Source organism: Candidatus Binataceae bacterium (assembly GCA_036495685.1).
GTDB lineage: Bacteria > Desulfobacterota > Binatia > Binatales > Binataceae > JAFAHS01.
This window is the reverse complement of the sequence record DASXMJ010000023.1, coordinates 21,737-40,290: the sequence shown is the minus strand read 5'-3', so window position 1 is coordinate 40,290 and position 18,554 is coordinate 21,737. Positions and strand designations below refer to the sequence as shown.

Genomic DNA, 18,554 nt, shown 5'->3' with positions numbered 1-18,554 from the left:
CTCGCCTCGAATCGCGCCACCCGGTGCGACTTTCCGAAGCTGGGCCGCAGCCTACTACGTTTGGCGCGGATCCAGAATGGAGGCGCTCCGGTTCTCGGCACCATCCCGAAAGCGTCCGAGCAGATAGATCAGAGGGCCCATGCTGCCCAAGAAAGGCATCAAAAGCAGATACGGGAGAACGGTCGTACCACGTTGCGCAGCGTCGTGGACCATCCACACAGCGACCATCGTCAGCGCGATCACCAGGTCAATAAAGACCGCCGCCGTCGCTGCATTGGCAAGCGCCGCGTGAAGAAAGCCCTCCGTTCCAAAAGTGTAGAAGCAATACGCGTTGAGGGCCGCAAATCCGACCAGCACGATCGAAAGACCAACCTGCTTTGGGCTCATGTGTTTCTCCTATCGTTGCGCGGAGCGGCGTAACTGCAAATTAATCATTCAACGGCTGAGGTTCCGAAACGCCGCGCAAGGGTTTCCTTGAAGAACGTCGTGATCGCGTTCCGCGACCTTCGGCCTGAAACTGGTTCCCGTGATCGAGGAGCACCACCTGATCGTCGCCACCGGTCACTACCCAAACCTTCGCCTTCGCCTGACCGGCCCTTGTCGTTCGAGATGTAGGCCGCCGCGAAAGCCTACGACTCCGCGCAGCTGCGCGCTCTCCAAGCGAGGAGTTTCCGCTCATACGGAATCCGAGAGAGGCGAGCTGCGAGGAGTCGATCTGCTGGAGTGATGCGAGCTTGTTGAGAACTGCCATCGTGCCTCGGCGGGAGCGCATTTGGTTCTCCGATCCAACTTCTTGATTTTTCGATTCAGAGGAGCGACCGCCGAGGCAGCTCCGCAAAACCTTCAGTTAACGCCGGACCAGAACTCTTTGAGCAGCACTGTCAAAAGGCGAGGATGCTCCTCTGGCCAGAATACCTTCGCGTTTGGAATTGTGGTTACTTTGCGCAGTCCGCCGAGATTGCCCCTGAACCACTCGATCGAGGCGCGAGCATCAAAGGCGGTATCTCCCTCGCCCCAAAGAACCTGCGCGGGAACCTTTGACGCGCGGAGCCCCTTGGCTGCTGCAACTAACTGTTCGCGATTGCGCTCGAACTGCGAAAAACCCTTCACCTGCTCGCGGCGCGCTTCCGACTCTGCGAAGGGAGTGAAATACATTTCAAGCGATTCTTTGTTCAGGGTCTCCGGATATTCATATGCCGTGGCAAGCGGCGCGGCGGCCGCAGGATCGCCCACGATGTTCCCTAGCAACTCCCCCACCACGCCGGACTTGAGTGCGGTGAAAAACTGCTCCAGCATCGCGTTCGGCCACAAGTCGTGGACTTCGCAGTTGGTAAGGGTGACCGAGCGTACGCGATGCGGATGAAGTGAGAGAAACACCTGGCTTACGCCGGCACCCGTGTCGTTTGCCACGAGATCAACCTGCTTGATCGAGCGTGCGTCCAGAAACGCGGCCAGCATGTCAGCCTGGGATTCGAACGTAAGGTCCTGTGACGCGGGAATCTCGCTATACCCCACGCCCATCATGTCTGGCGCCACACAGGTGTGCACCGGTGAGAGTTCAACCAGAGCATGGCGCCATTGGTAGCCACACAGCGGAAACCCGTGAACGAACAGCGCGACAGGTCCGCTGCCGCCCTCCACGTAGGCGATGCGGCCAAACGGGGTGTCGGCGAACTTTCGCATGGACTGGAACTCAGACGCGTTCATTGCTAACCTCCACAAGAGAACGTGAATATTGATACATACTGTCTGTATGTAACTTACTAAACGTATGTCTGTCAAGAGTCGCCAGGCCGAAAACTCGGCTGCTACTCGCACTGCCCTTGTGAAAATTGCGCGGAAGTTCTTCGCCGAACGCGGTTACGCCGACACCGCGACCGAAGACATTGTGAGGCGCGCGCGAGTGACACGCGGCGCCCTGTATCACCATTTCAAGGACAAGCAGGATCTGTTCAAGGCGGTCCTCCATGAGGAACAGCTGAAAGTGGCTGCCAAATGTACTGAGGCCGCAGCGAAAGAGTCGGATCCGTGGCGGGCGTTGATGACGGCAAATGAGGCTTTTCTTGAAGCGTGCCTTGATCCCGCCGTCCAGCAAATCATCCTGATCGATGCCCCCGCCGTGCTTGGCTCGGAAGGCTTTCGCCAATCCGATGAGAGCTATTACCTGGCGGGGATGAAGGCCGCGATCGAGGTATCCATCGCCGCTGGCATCATCGAAAAACAACCGGTCGAGCCTCTGGCCCATATGATTATGGGGGCGATGAATGAAGCCGCGCGGCTGATTGCGCACGCTTCCGACAAACAGCGTGCTCGGCGCGAAGTCAGCGAATCCGCCGACCGAATGTGGAACGGCCTGCGACTCCGCGCCGACCAATAGCCAGCCTTCGCCCTATGGAGACGACCGGGCCATGCAGTCTTGCTGCAGCTCCGTCAGCTTCTTAATCCTACCTGGCCATCGCGGGTGCAAAGATCACCGCCAGAACCAGTTCTTGCGTGACGGTAGAAGCGATGTTCCATGGCGGGCCGCGACGACAATCAGATCCTCCGCTGCCACGGCGCGCTACTGGGCTGACGCGGAGCGCGAGAGCAGCGGCAACTCCTCGCGAAGGCGCGCACTACGGCGCTACTGGCCCTGTAAGATACGCGCATCGGCGCGGGGCGTCTCGGCCGCCAGCGCGATAGCGCTAAACTTCCATGAAATCAACCGACTGACTCCCGGATTCCCCGCATTCCCATCCGCGGAGCGACTTGATAGTCGTTTTAGCCGGGTGAGGCTGGGTTGGTCGTGGAGACGGTGAGATTGAATACTGCACGCGATCCGCGTGCGACTACCAAAGAGAAACTGTACGCGTTTCTGGAGTCGCGGCCGGCGGGGGCCGATGCGCGCGAACTGCTGGGCCTGTTGCTGTCGGGCGCTGGCTCTGATCCGGAACTCGCCGCGCGGATCGTCAACACGCTGCTCGCTTCCGATCCCAATTTTGTTTTCGATACGGCGACCTCGCTGTGGTCGTTGCGCAGGTGCGCGGCGCTGCGGGTGCCGCTGAACGAAGCGTCGTTCTGCGTCGTTGACCTGGAGACCACCGGCGGGCGGGCGGGACCCGGCACGATCATCGAGATCGGCGCTTATCGGATGGTGGGGCGCAGAATGGTCGAGTCATTTGAGACGCTGGTGCGGCCTCAGGGGCCGATTCCGCGCTTCATCAGTGGGCTCACCTCGATCAGTAATGAGATGGTGACCGCGGCGCCACCGATCGAAAAGGTCTTGCCCGCGTTTCGCGACTTTCTTGGTCCCTCGGTGCTGGTCGCGCACAACGCCACGTTCGATTTTTCATTTCTGAACTTCGAATTCCGTCGAATCTTTGGAATCGGGTTGCGCAATCCGATCCTGTGCACGCTGCGCATGGCACGACGCTTTCTTCCATCGCTCAAGCGAAGACGCCTCGATCTGCTGGCGGAGCATTTCGGATTGTCTACCGCCGGACGGCATCGCGGTCTCGGCGATGCGCGCATGGCGGCTGAAATTTTGAGCGTCTTTCTGGAAATAGCGGAAAACATGGGAATTGGCCGGCTCGACCGCTTGCTTGATCTGCATGGCCGCGGCCCTTCCGGTCGTCGCATCGAGCGGCATGTTTCGCCCGAAGACATTGCGGCGCTGCCCCTGGCGCCCGGGGTTTATCTGATGCGCAATGCGCGTGGCGACCTGCTCTACGTCGGCAAAGCCCGCCGCCTGCGCGAGCGCGTCGGGTCGTATTTCACCGCGGCGGTTAACGCCAAGACGGCAGAGCTTATCAGCCATGTTTACGCCATCGAGACGCGCGTCGCGCGATCGGCGCTGGAGGCAGCATTGCTTGAGTCGGAGCTGATTCGCGAACTCAAGCCACCATACAACCGAATGCTGAAGTCGGTCGCGCCGGCCTATTTCATCAAGCTGGACCTGAGCGACGAATTTCCGCGCGTTGTGGTCGCGCCCCGGATAGGCGCACGTCCCGGGGTCAGGTATCTGGGTCCGTTCATCGGACGACGCAGCCTCGACCATTCCATACATGCGCTGTCGAGAATTCTGGGTTTGCGGACCTGCTCCGGAAGACTTGCGCCCGATCCCGACTTTTCGCCTTGTCTCTACGGGCAGATGGGTCATTGTTGCGCGCCCTGCAACGCGGGCATCAGCGCCGACGCCTATGGAGTCCGCGTACGCCGGGCGATGGTTTTTTTGCAAGGACGCGGAGGGCAGCTTTTGGGCGACCTGGCACGCGCTCGCGATGACGCCGCATCCGCGCTGCGCTACGAGGAAGCGGCGAGATTGCGCCGTGACCTGGAATCGCTGGTGACCCTGTCGCACCGCGCCTCGCGGCTGAGCCAGGTCATCACCGAGAACAACCTGGTCATCGTCACTGGTTCCGACGACGACCGCGCCGCACACGTGGTTCTCTCGGGACGACTCGCCCTGACCCGGAAACTAGATTCGCCAGCGGCGGGGACGGAAGTAAGAGACTTTGTTATCCAACACTTCGAGCGCTATAAGGCAAGGCCGGTTACACGCGACGAACTGGAACCGATGCAAATCGTCGCGCGCTGGCTTCGCGAGCGCACGCCCGACGAGGGGCGTCTCATCTACCTGAGCGGACCAAATATTGAGACCTGGGCGCTAGAAATGAGGGCAGAAGAAGGCGCCGCCGGGACGGCGCTACCAGAGTCAGCTCCGAATTAGTATCGACGGCGACCCCGTATTCTCCCTCAACCCTTCAAATTCGCACTGAACAATTGCAGGACCTGATGCCATGCATCGCGAGCGGCTTCTGCGTTGTAGACGTCGGGACGGGTGTCGTTGAAAAATCCGTGAGAGCATCCCGGGTAGAGCTTCACCGTGCCCTGCTTGCCAAATTCCCGCAGGGCCTTTTGCAACCGATCGACATCCGAACGATTAATCCATCCATCGTTGGTGTCGTACGCATAAAAAACCGGACAGGACAGCTCGCGGATCTTGTTGTCGGGCGGTATCTCTCCATAGAAGGGAGCCGCGGCCGAGAGTTCCTTCGATTCGCAGGGTAACAGAAGCGCATAGCTCCCGCCCATGCAGAAGCCAATGATGCCCATCTTGGAGGATCGCGTCCGTTTCTGATCACGGATCCATGCGACGGTGGTCTTGAGATCCTCGATTCCGTCGGCTTGCTTCAGACCACCCATCAGCTGAGCGGCGGTATTGGGGTCGTTGGCGACCTTGTGGCCCTGGCGAGAATAGAGATCCGGCGCCACGGCGACGTATCCTTCGCGCGCGAAGCGCCGCGCAACGTCGCGTATATGATCGTTCAGTCCCCACCATTCCTGCACGACGATGACCGCGGGCAGGGCAGGCGGACCATCCTGCGGTTCCGCGGTATACGCGCTGAGCGTACAGGCCTTACCCGGAAAATCGACTTCGCGTTCCAGAATCCCCTCGTTGGCCATGGCCCTGGTTTCTCCCGATTGGTCGAAATTGCAGCCTCTGAATTGCCTATTACTCGGCGGCGGTCTCGGGCACAAAGCCCACGGTACCGTTGCGCAATTTGATTTGCAGATAGCTCCCGGCCAATCCGACCACATGCACGTACTTCTTCTTATGGACCTGTCCGACCACGTTGCTGGTGGTATCGGGGCTTTCGTAGACCGGCGAGTTCTTGGTGAGCAGGAAAACCTTGTTGAGCGGCTTAATCTTTGTCGAGCCTGAGGCCGCCGCTCCCGCGGGCGCCCCCTCCTCGGTTGAGCCAGCGGCGGGCGGTGCGGAGGCGGCGAGCTTGGGGTCGAGAATTCGTGCCGTGGAGAGTTCGGCATCACCCTCTGCCTGGCGCCCGGGTTGGCTGTTTAGAAAGTTCGCGAGCGCCAGATGCGCCTGTGCGCTCTTGGGATCGAGTCCGATTGCGGTGCGGTACTGCGCTTCTGCATCGGCGCTCCGGCCTTCGCGGCTCAGCACCTCACCGAGTTGCAGGTAGTAGTTGGCGTGGGAGGGATCGAGCGCGATCGCCGCGCGATATTGTTCCTCGGCTTGCCGTGTCTCCTGCTGATCGAGATACAGATTACCGAGCGCGACGTGTGCTGCCGGGTTGCGCGGGTCGAGATCGATAACCTTCATGTCTTCCACTTGCGCCGGCTGTGGTTTGTGCTCGAAGGTGTAGAGGTTGCCGAGCGCGACATGGACTCTCGGATCGTTGGGCGCGGCTTTCGCCGCTTCCGAGTACTGATGTTCGGCGTCGGCCAGCTTGTTTGCCTGCATTGCGGAGTCGCCGGCGGCGAGGTAATCCTCAACCGATTCCCGGTGACATCCGCTCACCGAGGTCGTTGCAAATGCCAGCACCACGGCAGGGACAAGCAGCGATGAGATTCGGCCGATTGTGGGCATTGGGGTCCCCCGGATGTAGAAGGGTTTGCGGGCCGCGGCTGACGCAACCCGGTTCATCCCTTATCTTGGCTTGGCTCCAAACGGTGTCAAGCAGAATGTCAAAAGGTGTCGCGTGCCCTGGTGGCCGGTATCACCGCATCCGTTGGCTACGCCTGTTCGGTAGGTTATAAAGTGACGCCGTGCGCGCAATTTTGATCGCCGCGAAGGAGCTCGCGTTTGCCAAGAATCGGCTGGCTTCGGTGCTGCCGCCGGCCGAGCGAAAGATACTGGCAGAGGCGATGTTTCGTGACGTGCTCGCGGCCGCGCTTTCCGCGCGCAACGCGGACTGCGTGGCGGTGGTCACCTCGGACTGCGGGTTGCTGAGCCTCGCGCGCGAGGGCGGTGCATTGGCGATCGATGAGCAGACTCCGCGCGGACTGAATGTGGCGGTGGCACTCGCTACCGAACGACTGGTGGCAAAGGGCGCCGCCACCGTGTGCACCGTTCTTTCCGACATTCCGGCGATCACCGGCGGCGATATCAACGAGGTCTTCGACGCCATGCCCGCGGGCGGTGGCGCCGTACTGGTACCCTCGCGAGATTTTAGCGGTACCAATGTGATCGCGCGCTCTCCCGCCGATGTCGTACCGACCCAATTCGGCAGATTGAGCCTGGTACGTCATCTCGATAACTGCCAGAGCCGAAACCTCGCCTGCCGAGTGTTGCGGCTGGCGCGTCCGGCGCTCGATCTTGATCTGCCGCAGGACCTCTACGAATTCGTGCGTGCATCGTCCACCACTCACACGTTGAACCAGCTGGTTCGCCTCGGGATCGCACAGCACTGAGACTCGGTTCCGCAGGCCAATGTCGATAGTCGAATTAGTCGAGCGCCTGGGCGCGTTTATTCTCGATGGTATCGTCGCGCTGGGAAACTTCGTCCTGTTTCTGTTTCGATCCGTCCTCTACACGCTGCTGCCGCCGTACAAGCCGCGGTTGGCCTTGCGTCAGGTCAGGATTATCGGCGCCGAGTCACTCATGCTGATAGTGCTTATCGCAACCTTCACCGGAATGGTGCTCGGGCTGCAGGGCTATCACACCCTCCATCTGTTTGGCGCAGAAGACTCGCTCGGGACGCTGGTGGGGCTCGCGCTGGTGCGTGAGTTGGGGCCGGTTCTCGCCGCCTTGATGATCGCCGCGCGCGCAGGCTCAGCGATGGCGGCGGAACTCGGTTCGATGCAGGCGAGCGAGCAGATCGACGCGCTCACGGTGATGGCGATAAATCCGCTCCAATACCTGGTATCGCCTCGCATGATCGCGGGGGTTGTGAGTTTCCCAATTCTCACGGTCACCTTTAACGTCATAGGGATCTGGGCCGGGTACCTGGTCGGGTGCCGCCTCCTCGGCGCGTCGGGTGGGGCGTACTTCAACAATCTCGCCGCCAATATGACTCGCCACGACATCGCATTAACTCTCTATAAGGCGCTGGTATTTGGCGTAGTGGTAATGTCGGTATGTTGTTACAAAGGCTATCACGCAAAGCGGATGGCCACCGGCGTCAGTCGCGCCACCACCGAGGCGGTTGTCCTATCCAGCGTGCTGGTGCTGGCGTGGGACTATTTCATGGGCTCGATTCTCTTGTAGCATGGGCAATTTGCGATGAGTTTCGAGAGCAACGGCACGACCACCGGGAATGCAATCGAGGTCCGCGGACTCAAGCGCCGCTTCGACCGCCAGCAGGTGCTCGATGGTGTGGATCTGACGGTTCCGACCGGGACCATTACGACCATCGTAGGTCCGAGCGGATGCGGCAAAACGGTGTTCCTGAAGCACTTGAACCTGTTGCTGCGTCCCGACTCGGGCTCGATAACCATAGACGGCATCGAGATCACGAAGCTGGGCAACCGAGGCTTGAATGCGGTTCGCGAGAAGTTTGGGATGTTATTTCAGGCCGGAGCGCTGTTTGATTCGATGAGCGTATTTGACAACGTATCGTTCCCGCTCGTCGAGAAGACCGATCTTGCGCGCGAAGAGATTAATCGCCGAGTGCAGCAGACCCTGGCTGCGGTCGGTCTAGAGGGAATGGAAGACAAGTTCCCGTCCGAGCTCAGCGGCGGCATGCAGAAGCGCGCGGCCCTGGCGCGGGCGCTCGTGACCCAGCCGAAAATCCTGATGCTCGATGAACCGACCACGGGGCTCGATCCCACTCGCACCGGGTCGATTCACCGGCTGGTGCGCAAAACGCAGCAGGATTTCGGCCTGACCGCGATAGTGGTGAGCCACGATGTGCCGGAAGTCTTCTCGATCTCGGATCGCGTTGCGTTCATGCATCGCGGAAAGATGAAGTTGGTGGGTACGGTTGACGAGCTCACGGCTTCAGGCGACGAGGATTTCAAACAGTTTTTGGCGGGCAGGGCCGCGGGTGATGATTTGGAGAACAATCAGGTGAGTTCCTGAACATGTACGCAAGTCGCGCGACACAATTTATCGTTGGTCTTTTCGCCCTGCTGGGCATCGTGGCGCTGGCAATTCTCTCGTTTAGGCTCGGACAGATTTCGATCCTGCCAACGCCGAGCTACCGGCTATATGCAAACTTCGACAATATCAGCGGTCTGAAGGACGGCGACGAGGTGGATATCGCGGGGGTCCAAATCGGCAAGGTTCTCAGCGAAATCTTGGTCGGCAATCAGGCGCGCGTCACGATGCAGATAAACCATGGCGTGAAAATCGACGACGAGGCGATCGCTTCGATACGAAGCACCGGCATCATCGGTGGCAAATACATATCGATCCAGCTCGGGCCAAGTGAAAAAATCCTAGCTGACGGAGGCCGAATCATACAGACCGAATCCTCGTTCGTTCTTGAGAACGCGATCGGCCAGATGATCAACAACCTCGGCACGAAGCCCGACGACCAAAACCACAACGGCGCGAGTGGCGGGAACCAGGAAAGTCAGCAATCCCCACCGAACAATCCGCCCAAGAAGTGACGCTATGCGAAGTTCAAAAGCTCTTCTCAAAGGCAGTAGGTTCAAGCGCCTTGCCGCGCTCACACTAGGCACAATTCTGCTGGTCTCGGGCGCCAGCCGGCTGGCAGCGGCCGCGGATGACCCCATGACGGTGGTAAAGACGACCGTTGGCCAGGCGCTGGAGGTCTTGCGCGATAAGCAGACTCCCACCGCGACGCGCCAGCAGAAATTGCGCGATATCGTGTCTGCGACCTTCGATTTCAGGACCATGTCGAAATCGGCAATGGGGTACTACTGGAAGCAGATTACCCCCGACCAGCAGCAGGAATTCCAGAAGGTGTTCGTCACCTTTATCGAGAATTCCTATCTCGCTAAAATCAACGAATTCACCAGCGGCGACGTCAAGTACCTGAGTGCGCAGAACGACGGCACGCAATACTCAATGGTCAAGACCAACGTGCTGATGCCGGGGAAGAGTCCGATTGATCTCGAATTCCGGCTACTTAACAAGGAGGGTCGCTGGCAGATTTACGATGTAACCGTCGATGCGGTCAGTATCATCGCGAACTATCGCAATCAGTTTAACCGGATCATGGCGACCAAGGGTTACAGCACGCTCATTGGCGATCTTAAGAGCAAAGAGGCCTCGTTGGCAGCGTCGATGGGAACCTGACCGGCTGCTTGCCCCAATCGGCGATAATGGTAGCCTAGCAACATTCGGGTGGACCGCTCGTCCTAAGGAGCTTTGATTGGCGGAGATGAGCACGAAAGCGTTTATCAGAAAACAGGGGAATCGAATCGGCAGCCGATTCGTATCTCGCGCCATCGCGGCGGTTTCATTGCTCGTCGCGTTATCCTTTGTCGCGACGGCTTCGGCGCAGGACATCGCGCCGCTGAGCAACAACCCCGTCAGCCAAGGCGCCGTTCAGGGGGCCGAGAATCTGCCCCCGGGCGAGAGCCAGGCGGTGTATAGCGACCCGTTGGCGCCCTTCAACGAGACGATGTTTAGCGTCAACCTGAAGCTTGATGACTGGGTTTTGCGGCCGGTTGCAAAGGGGTACTCCTTCATCGCGCCCGAGCCGGTGCGCGAGCACGTCAGCAAGTTCTTCGATAACGTCAACGTAATCCCTCGCTTCACCAACAGTCTGTTTCAATTGCATTTTCCACAGGCCGGTACCGAGGTTGCGCGTTTTGGCATCAACAGCACCCTGGGCCTGGCTGGATTTTTTGATCCCGCGGGGACGTGGTTTGGGCTTCAGGAGCGTCCGAACGATTTCGGCCTGACCCTTCGCTACTACGGGGTTCCTGCGGGGCCTTATCTGATGCTGCCCTTCCTTGGCCCTTCGACGGTGACCGACACGGCAGGAAAAGCCGCCGACGCGTTCATGAACCCGCTGACCTACCTCACCTATATGACCAATGTGTCCTGGTGGGTGCCATTTTCCGCGAGCGCTGGATGGCGTCTGGGCGAAGCGGTGAACTACCGCTCGCAGCACATGGATCAGTTCGAAGAAGCCGACCGTTATGCAGTCGATCTCTACGGAGCGGTACAGGATTTCTACCTGCAGACTCGCCAACACCAGGTTCAGGAACTGAGGTCCAGGAACTGAGGCAGTGGACGCCAAGGCTGTTGAAATCCAGCGGGCTGTCGGTGTTGGTCACTGGCAGCCCGTTTCTGTCTGGCGAAAACGCTGGCCAGATTTTGGTTAGCGTCAGCAACTACGCGCGGGACTATCCCGGCGGCTATCGAGGCTGTGATTGTACCCTGAACACCAGTGCTATCGCCCGGCGATAGTTGGGGTTGCCCTGAAAGAGGTCCGCGAGGCTTAGACGATGAGCCGCTTAGCGCTCTGCCTCCGGCCGGTCACAAGCCCAGTTCAGGCTTCGACCTGATTCGACATTGAACGAGACCAGGTCGAGTCTCAGAACCTCGACCAAGAAACCTTCCAGTGGCTTCAGTTAACGTGTTCCCAGGCGTGGTAAGAGCTGCGCACCAGGGGACCCGACTCCACGTGGCGGAAACCGAGTTCCATACCGGTCCGCTTCAGATCGGAGAATTCCTGCGGAGTGACGTAACGTTCGACGGGAAGGTGTTCCTTGGAGGGGCGGAGATATTGGCCTAGGGTCAGTATGTCGCACTCGATTTCACGCAAGTCGCGCATCACCTCGAGCAGTTCGTCGCGTCGCTCGCCCAGGCCGAGCATAACTCCGGTCTTGGTGAGGAGGTTTCGTTTAAGCGATCGCGCGCGATCTTTTGCGTGCCATAGAACCTCGAGAGAACGGCGGTACTGCCCGCCCGGCCGTGCTTTGCGATACAGGCTCGGCACCGTCTCCACGTTATGGTTGTAAATGTCGACCGGAGAGGCCACGACCGTTTCGACGCTGGCGAACGATCCTTGGAAATCTGGCACCAGAACCTCGACCCGGGTTGCGGGCAGCGCCTGTTTGATTGCGCGCGTGGTTGCTGCGAAATGCGCCGCTCCACCATCCGGCAGATCATCGCGATCCACCGAGGTCACGACAACGTGTTGGAGACCAAGTCGAGCGACCGCCTCGGCGATGCGCCGCGGCTCATCCGGATCGAGCGGGCGGACTTTGCCATGGGCTACGGCACAGTAGGGGCAATTGCGCGTGCAGACATCGCCCATGAGCATGAAGGTGGCGGTGTGATGCGAGAAACATTCACCGATATTCGGACAGCATGCCTCCTGGCAGACGCTGTGCAGTTTCAGTTCGCCGAGGATGGCGCGGGTACGGAAATACTCGGGCGAGACGGGCGCGCGAACTTTGATCCAGTCGGGATGTTTCCGCTCAACCATATCTGCTAGCCGGAGGCTTCATTTGCGGGAGGTTCGGCGCTATTCGGTCGCTGGTCCGACCAGCTCCAGATTGTCTCACCGTTCGGGTAAGTCAGCTGGGCGTAGCCAAGAACCTTGCGAAAATTCTCGCACAGACTGTAGGTGAATTCGGCCATGCCGATATCCTCGCGCCCCAGTCGTGCCAGCGAAGTCATTCGACATCCCTCGATTCCGCACGGGACGATCGAATCGAAATAAGACAAATCCGTGCTTAGGTTGAGTGCGAGCCCGTGATACGTGACCCAGCGGCGAATACCCACTCCAATCGACGCGATCTTGCGGGCTCCGATCCAGACTCCGGTGAGCCGGTCGCGGCGCTCCGCGCAAACGCCATGCTGTGCGAGCGCGTCGATCATGACCTGCTCCAATTGGCGCAGATAGCGGCCCACGTCACGCGCCGGCCCTTCGAGTTTCAGGATCGGATAGGCGACTACTTGCCCGGGTCCGTGATAGGTGACTTGCCCCCCGCGCGAGACCCGGATGACAGGCACCTTGGCACGCGGGGCCAGGATGAACTTCTCGTCAGCGCCGCGGCCGAGCGTGTAGACGTGCGGGTGTTCGAGGACCAGGAGGGTGTCGGATATCTGCTCGTGCAGCCGCGCCCCGACCAGCGCTTGCTGGAGGGCGTGCGCGCGCTGGTATTCGACATTTCCCAAGTCGACTATCGCGAGTTGCTCTCCCATCTTGATCAGTGAACTACTCCGCTGGTTGTCTTGAACCGGGTCAGGGAGGTTTAGTAATTTATTGCCTCACCCTCTGCGGCCAGCGCTGCTTCCATAATGGCTTCCGACATCGTCGGATGTGGATGTACGGTATGCCCGAATTCGGCGGTGGTCGCTTCCAGGGTTTTGCCGAGCACCACCTCCGAAATCAGATCGGTCGCGTGGTTGCCGATTATCTGGCATCCGATCACTTCGCTGTACTCTTTGGAGACCACCAGCTTGACAAACCCGTCGGGGTGACCGATCGCGACCGCCTTTCCCATGGCCCGGAACGGAATCTTGCCGACCTTTACCTCGATCCCGCGCGCCTTCGCATCCGCCTCGCTAAGCCCGACCGTGGCGACTTCGGGCTCGCAGTAGATGCAGCCCGCGATCGAGAGCAAATCGAACCCGGGCTGACGGACTCCCGCCATGATCTCAACCGCGGCGACTCCCTCACCTGAAGCCTTGTGCGCGAGCAGGGGAGGCCGCCCAACATCCCCGATCGCATAGATGCTCGGGCAGGTGGTACGGAATGAGTCATCGATCTTGATGAATCCTCCCCGCTCCAACTCCACGCCGACCTTCTCCAGTCCAAGCTTTGCGCTCAGCGGCGCGCGTCCCACCGCCACCAGCACGGCCTCAGCCTGGACGGACTTCTCCGCGCCCGCGCCATCAACCGTGACGCTCCACATATCGCCGTCGCGCGCCATCGACTTGTAGCCGTGACCGAGCAGCACGATAACTTCGCGCTTGACGAACGCGCGGCGCAGCTCCTCGGCGATTTCCGCATCAAAGCCGGGCAGCATCTGATTTTCGAGCTCGATGATCGTCACCTTGGTGCCAAACGCCTGGTAAAAGTAGCCAAACTCGAGCCCGATTGCGCCGGCGCCGATGATGGCGATGCTGGCTGGCAGCGAATCACGCACCAGCGCTTCCTTGCTGGTCATCACGCCGTCGCCGATCTGCATGCCCGGGAACAATCGTTCGCCGGAGCCCGCCGCGAGCAGGATGCGCTCGGCCTCGAGCCGCTTAACGTCGAGAGCCGGCTTGCCGTCCAGTGCCTGCAGCGCCACCGTGTTCGGTCCGATGACCTCTGCATTGGCTTCATACAAATCGATTTTATTCTTTTTGAACAGAAAACGGACGCCGCGCGAGAGCTTCTCGGCCGCGGCTCGCGAGCGTGCGATCACTTTCTTGAAATCAAAACGAATTTCGCCGACTTCAATTCCATGCTCCCGGCTCGCGCCCCGAATGGTCTCCATCGCCTCGGCGGAACTCAGCAAAGCCTTCGAGGGGATGCAGCCCCAGTTAAGACACACGCCGCCCGGGCGGTCGCGCTCCACTACCGCGACGTTCATTTTCAATTGGCTGGCGCGAATCGCGGCAACGTAGCCGCCGGGTCCGGAGCCGATTACCACCAGGTCGTAGCGGGAGTTTGCCAAGCTGAGATCCTTTCGGGCCTGCGCTGATGGTGCACGCGCGGGTCACACCATCATTCTAGCGAAGCATGGCTCACAGCAGCAGGCTCGCCGGATTTTCCAGGAACCGCTTCAGTTCCTGGAGGAACCGACCCGCGACCACCCCGTCGATGATCCGATGGTCGCACGACATCGTCGCCATCATGGTCTTACCAACCGCGAGCGCGCCGTCGCGCACTACCGGGCGATCCTTGATTGCGCTCGCCGCCAGGATCGCGGCCTGCGGCGGAACGATCACGGCGGCGAAATGTTCGATGCCAAGCATGCCCATGTTGGAAATCGTGAAGGTCGCGCCTGACAACTCACCGGCGGTGAAACCGCCGCGCCCGGCTTTTGCCACCAGGCGATGTGCCACCCCGGCGATCTCGATTAGTGAGAGCTGCTCGCATGCGTGGATCACCGGGACCACCAGACCATCTTCGACCGCGACCGCGACGCCGATGTTGATATTCGGATGAATCGTGATGCCATCGTTCTCGAAGGAGGCATTGATTCGCGGATAGCGTGCCAGCGCCAGCGCGAGGGCCTTTACGATAATGTCGTTGTAGGTGATGTCCTCTTCGATCAGTTCGGCCTGGGCGAGCGAGGTCTTGAGTTTCACCGCTTCCGCCATGTCGATTTCCATCGTCACGTAGAAGTGCGGAATCTCGCGTTTGGATGCAGCCATCCGATTCGCGATGGTCTTGCGCATTCTGGACAGGTCTTCGTGCGACCCCGGCGCACCCTCGCGCGGCGAAACGATGCGGCGAAAGCGGAAGAGCTGCTGCTCGCGCAGAAAGTTGTCGATGTCGCGTTTCGTGATCCGACCCTCCGGGCCGGTGCCGTGTACGGCGGCAAGGTCGATTCCCGCTTCCTCGGCAGCGCGCCGTGCGAGCGGCGAGGCGCGGAACTTGTGCCCGTCGGGGGACGGTTCGACGCGATCGACCAAAGTGGCGGTGGGAGCGCGCGGAGGCATCGGAATGGCGGTGGGTGCGGCGGAGCGCCGTGAACTCATCGCGGGATGCACTTCCTCGCTCACGTCCTCGTCCGCGGCCGACGGTGGCGGCGGGGTGGGTGCGGCAGGAAGGTCTTTCCTGGTCTTCGGTCGAATCGGGATTGGTGCGCTTTTCTTTTCCACTGGTTTCGACTTGGTCTCGGCACTCGGTCCATTGACGGATTCCGCAGCGGCAGAAGGCCGGGTGGCGTCGCCCGCGCCGCGCATCGTCGCGATCACCGCTCCGACCGGGGCGCTCTCGCCTTCCTTGAGCTTGATCTGATCGAGGATCCCTTCCGCAAACGACTCCAGCACCATGTCGGCCTTGTCGGTTTCGACTTCCGCGATTGGCTCGCCCTGGTGGATGGTGTCCCCGGGGTGCTTAAGCCAACGGAGAATCTTGCCTTCTTCCATCGTATCGGAGAGCTTGGGCATTACAATTTCGTTGCTCATGGCTGGCTCTTTCCGACGGCGTGGCCGGTCGCTGCGGCGCGCTACATCATTTCCTCGGCGGCTTTAACTATGTCGCCCGAGCTCGGCAGGACCGCGTGCTCGAGCTTGGCGTTGTAGGGCATCGGAGTGTCGAGCGAAGCGACGCGTCCCACCGGGGCGTCGAGATGATCGAAGGCGGCTTCGTAGATCTGCGAGGCGATCTCGGCACCGGCGCCGCCGGTGCGCCATCCTTCGTAGGCGATGATCACTTTCCCGGTCTTCTTGGTGGAGGTGACGAGGGTTTCGAGATCGAGCGGATTCAAGGTTCGCAGGTCGATAACCTCGGCGTCGATGCCGCCCTCCTCAAGCGCTTCGGCCGCCGCCAGCGCATCGTACACGCACTTGGAGTAGGCGACGATGGTGAGGTCCTTGCCTTCGCGCAACACCACGGCCTTTCCAAACGGGACCACAAAGTCCTTGTCGTCCGGAACCTCACCTTTGATTCCGTAGAGCGATTCGTGCTCCAGAAACATCACCGGATCGTCCCCGCGAATCGCGGTTTTCAGCAGGCCCTTGGCGTCGGCCGGGGTTGCGGGAATTGCCACGCGCAGGCCCGGGCAATGCAGAAAGTACGCCTCCAGGCTCTGGCTGTGCTGGGCGCCGAGTTGATGGCCCCCGCCTTGCGGCGCACGAATCACCAGCGGCACCTTGGCCTTGCCGCCGAACATGTAATGGATCTTGGCCGCGTGGTTGACGATCTGATCCATCGCGAGCAGGCCAAAATTTATGGTCATCAATTCGACTACCGGCTTGAGCCCGCCCATCGCGGCGCCAACCCCCGCACCCACTATCGAGAGTTCCGAAATGGGAGTGTCCCGGATGCGTTTCTCGCCGTACACCGCCAGCAGCCCGTCGGTCACTTTGAAGGCGCCGCCGAAGTAGCCGACTTCCTCGCCCATGATAAAAACGCGCTCGTCGCGGTCGAGTTCCTCGCGCAGCGCGATGTTGAGAGCTTCGCGATAGCTGATTTTCGCCATTGGAAAAGTCCCTTCAGGAGCCCGCGTAGATGCCTGTGCCCAGTTCGTCGACCGAAGGCTCGGGACTTTCGTCCGCGAACTTCACCGCTTCCTCGATCTCGCGGGCCACCGCGGCTTCAATGTCGCCGAGGCGCGCCTCCGCGACGTGCCGTTCGCCGAGCATCCGGCGACGGAGATTCTTGATGGGGTCGCGCTCCTGCCAGATGCGCTCCTCGCGCTTGGACCGGTACTCGGCGGGATCCGACATCGAGTGCCCGCGGAACCGATAGGTGACGGCTTCAATCAATGAAGGGCCGTCGCCTTCGCGGGCCCGGGCGACCGCCTCCATGGTGGCGCCGTAAACTTCCAGCACATCCATTCCGTCCACCCGCACGCCCGGCATCTTGTACGGTTCCGCGAAGCGGTAGAGTTCTTCCTGACAGATGGCGTTCTGCACCATCGTGCCCATGCCATAAAAGTTGTTCTCGCAGACGAACACAACCGGCAGCTTCCACAGCGATGCCATGTTGAGCGATTCGTGAAACGCGCCCTGCGGCAGCGCGCCGTCGCCGAAGAAGCAGCACACCACCTCGGGGCCTTCGTTGTACTGCACCGAAAGTCCCAGCCCGGTTGCGATCGGCAGTCCGCCACCGACGATGGCGTAGCCGCCCATGAAGCGCAGATCGGGGTCGAACAGGTGCATCGAGCCGCCCCGCCCCTTGGAGATCCCGGTAATCTTTCCGAACAGCTCAGCCATCACCACCTTGGGGTCGGCGCCCTTGGCCAGGCAGTGTCCGTGCTCGCGGTAGGTGGAGAGGACGTAGTCCTTGTCGTAAAGCGCGTAGATCGCACCGACAGCAACCGCCTCCTCGCCCGCGTACAGATGGCAGAAGCCGGTGATCTTGCCGCGCGCGTACATCTCGGCGGTTTTCTCCTCGAACTGCCGGATCAGCACCATCCGGCGGTAGAGCTCTAGCAGCTGCGTCTCCTGGAGGGTGAGCAGCGCACGCTGGGCGGAATGCTTATCGCGTTCTAGCGCCATAAAAGAAACCCTCAAACTCACGCTAGATGATTAACTGCGATCAATCAAGAAAGGGTTAATCAACATTCATACAGTTATAGTCAAGTAGTATACAGTTCAGCCGATCAGATCCAGCTTCAGCTGCGCGGCGAGCGCCACCGGGGAGAACGAACGGCGATGGATCGGAGAAGGCCCGAGCTGTTCGAGGAGCTGAAAATGATCCGCTGTGCAGTAGCCCTTGTGCTGGGCGAAGCCGTAGCCGGGGTACTGGTCATCATAAGCAGCCATGATTCGGTCGCGGGTTACCTTGGCGAGAATCGAGGCGGCGGCGATGCAGAAACTCTTGCGATCGCCACCGACGATATGGGTCTGCGGGATCGCCAGGCCGGGAACCTTGCGGCCATCGATCAATACGTGTTCCGGCGCTCGCTTGAGGGCCCCGAGCGCACGCTCGATGGCGCGCATGGTTGCCCAATAGATGTTGAGGCGATCGATCTCCTCGACCTCCGCGACCCCGATGCCGAAGGTAAGCGCGCGTTCGCGGATCTTAACGTGCAGTTCCTCGCGCTGTTCGACGAGCAGCTGCTTGGAATCGTGCACGCCCTTTATAAACGTTTCCGGCTGAAAGATCACCGCGGCGGCAACCACCGGACCCGCCATCGGGCCGACCCCCGCCTCGTCGACTCCCGCGACCGTCTCGATGCCGGTACGCCAGAGTTTGCGTTCGTGGCGTAGGTCGGGATGACGGGTCATG

19 protein-coding genes are annotated in these 18,554 nt (G+C 60.5%); 8 read left to right on the top strand and 11 right to left on the bottom strand.

Annotated features, from left to right (window positions below):
• Nucleotides 1–54: 54 nt before the first annotated feature.
• Both VGI36_02395 and VGI36_02390 read right to left on the bottom strand, forming a co-directional pair.
• Nucleotides 55–387, bottom strand: coding sequence for a DUF2834 domain-containing protein (locus tag VGI36_02395; GenBank protein HEY2483964.1), 333 nt, complete (start codon nt 385–387; stop codon nt 55–57).
• Nucleotides 388–843: 456 nt separating this feature from the next.
• Entirely contained in the window at nt 844–1,707 is an 864-nt protein-coding gene (locus VGI36_02390; GenBank protein ID HEY2483963.1) for an alpha/beta fold hydrolase, read from the bottom strand.
• Nucleotides 1,708–1,825: 118 nt separating this feature from the next.
• Here VGI36_02390 and VGI36_02385 point away from each other — a divergent pair, with 118 nt between their 5' ends.
• Nucleotides 1,826–2,377 (top strand): helix-turn-helix domain-containing protein, encoded by a 552-nt coding sequence (locus tag VGI36_02385; GenBank protein HEY2483962.1) that lies wholly within the window; start codon nt 1,826–1,828, stop codon nt 2,375–2,377.
• A 423-nt stretch (nt 2,378–2,800) separates the two neighbouring features.
• Nucleotides 2,801–4,708 carry an exonuclease domain-containing protein gene (locus tag VGI36_02380; protein HEY2483961.1) on the top strand — a complete coding sequence of 636 codons (1,908 nt, stop codon included), beginning with the start codon at nt 2,801–2,803 and terminating at the stop codon, nt 4,706–4,708.
• 26 nt (nt 4,709–4,734) lie between these two features.
• Here the strand turns inward: VGI36_02380 and VGI36_02375 are convergent, their stop codons facing one another.
• A complete protein-coding gene (locus tag VGI36_02375; protein HEY2483960.1) occupies nt 4,735–5,445 on the bottom strand; it encodes a dienelactone hydrolase family protein in 711 nt (236 codons plus the stop codon).
• A gap of 49 nt (nt 5,446–5,494) precedes the next feature.
• The gene (locus tag VGI36_02370; GenBank protein ID HEY2483959.1) at nt 5,495–6,430 is read right to left on the bottom strand and encodes a tetratricopeptide repeat protein; all 936 of its coding nucleotides are present in this window, start codon (nt 6,428–6,430) and stop codon (nt 5,495–5,497) included.
• Nucleotides 6,431–6,552: 122 nt separating this feature from the next.
• Between VGI36_02370 and cofC the strand changes: the two genes are divergently transcribed.
• The 6 genes from cofC to VGI36_02340 all read left to right on the top strand — a co-directional run bounded on the left by cofC (nt 6,553) and on the right by VGI36_02340 (nt 10,928).
• Entirely contained in the window at nt 6,553–7,197 is a 645-nt protein-coding gene (cofC, locus tag VGI36_02365) for a 2-phospho-L-lactate guanylyltransferase (GenBank protein HEY2483958.1), read from the top strand.
• Between the two features lie 19 nt (nt 7,198–7,216).
• Nucleotides 7,217–7,993, top strand: coding sequence for an MlaE family lipid ABC transporter permease subunit (locus VGI36_02360; protein ID HEY2483957.1), 777 nt, complete (start codon nt 7,217–7,219; stop codon nt 7,991–7,993).
• A gap of 15 nt (nt 7,994–8,008) precedes the next feature.
• Nucleotides 8,009–8,806 (top strand): ABC transporter ATP-binding protein, encoded by a 798-nt coding sequence (locus VGI36_02355; GenBank protein HEY2483956.1) that lies wholly within the window; start codon nt 8,009–8,011, stop codon nt 8,804–8,806.
• Nucleotides 8,807–8,808: 2 nt separating this feature from the next.
• On the top strand, nt 8,809–9,339 hold the full coding sequence (locus VGI36_02350; protein HEY2483955.1) for an outer membrane lipid asymmetry maintenance protein MlaD: 531 nt from the start codon (nt 8,809–8,811) through the stop codon (nt 9,337–9,339).
• Between the two features lie 4 nt (nt 9,340–9,343).
• A complete protein-coding gene (locus VGI36_02345) occupies nt 9,344–9,991 on the top strand; it encodes an ABC transporter substrate-binding protein (protein ID HEY2483954.1) in 648 nt (215 codons plus the stop codon).
• 85 nt (nt 9,992–10,076) lie between these two features.
• Nucleotides 10,077–10,928 (top strand): VacJ family lipoprotein, encoded by an 852-nt coding sequence (locus tag VGI36_02340; GenBank protein HEY2483953.1) that lies wholly within the window; start codon nt 10,077–10,079, stop codon nt 10,926–10,928.
• Between the two features lie 345 nt (nt 10,929–11,273).
• On the opposite strand, the gene lipA is transcribed toward VGI36_02340, so the two are convergent.
• The 7 genes from lipA to VGI36_02305 all read right to left on the bottom strand — a co-directional run bounded on the left by lipA (nt 11,274) and on the right by VGI36_02305 (nt 18,553).
• Complete coding sequence (gene lipA, locus VGI36_02335) at nt 11,274–12,137, bottom strand: lipoyl synthase (GenBank protein HEY2483952.1); 864 nt, start codon at nt 12,135–12,137, stop codon at nt 11,274–11,276.
• Between the two features lie 5 nt (nt 12,138–12,142).
• Nucleotides 12,143–12,859, bottom strand: a complete 717-nt coding sequence (lipB, locus tag VGI36_02330) for a lipoyl(octanoyl) transferase LipB (GenBank protein ID HEY2483951.1) — start codon at nt 12,857–12,859, stop codon at nt 12,143–12,145.
• Nucleotides 12,860–12,909: 50 nt separating this feature from the next.
• The gene (lpdA, locus tag VGI36_02325) at nt 12,910–14,322 is read right to left on the bottom strand and encodes a dihydrolipoyl dehydrogenase (GenBank protein HEY2483950.1); all 1,413 of its coding nucleotides are present in this window, start codon (nt 14,320–14,322) and stop codon (nt 12,910–12,912) included.
• A gap of 70 nt (nt 14,323–14,392) precedes the next feature.
• Complete coding sequence (locus tag VGI36_02320; protein HEY2483949.1) at nt 14,393–15,784, bottom strand: dihydrolipoamide acetyltransferase family protein; 1,392 nt, start codon at nt 15,782–15,784, stop codon at nt 14,393–14,395.
• 41 nt (nt 15,785–15,825) lie between these two features.
• Nucleotides 15,826–16,800 (bottom strand): alpha-ketoacid dehydrogenase subunit beta, encoded by a 975-nt coding sequence (locus VGI36_02315; protein HEY2483948.1) that lies wholly within the window; start codon nt 16,798–16,800, stop codon nt 15,826–15,828.
• A gap of 13 nt (nt 16,801–16,813) precedes the next feature.
• On the bottom strand, nt 16,814–17,821 hold the full coding sequence (gene pdhA / locus VGI36_02310) for a pyruvate dehydrogenase (acetyl-transferring) E1 component subunit alpha (GenBank protein ID HEY2483947.1): 1,008 nt from the start codon (nt 17,819–17,821) through the stop codon (nt 16,814–16,816).
• 96 nt (nt 17,822–17,917) lie between these two features.
• Nucleotides 17,918–18,553, bottom strand: coding sequence for a ribonuclease HII (locus VGI36_02305; protein HEY2483946.1), 636 nt, complete (start codon nt 18,551–18,553; stop codon nt 17,918–17,920).
• Between the last annotated feature and the right edge of the window lies 1 nt (nt 18,554).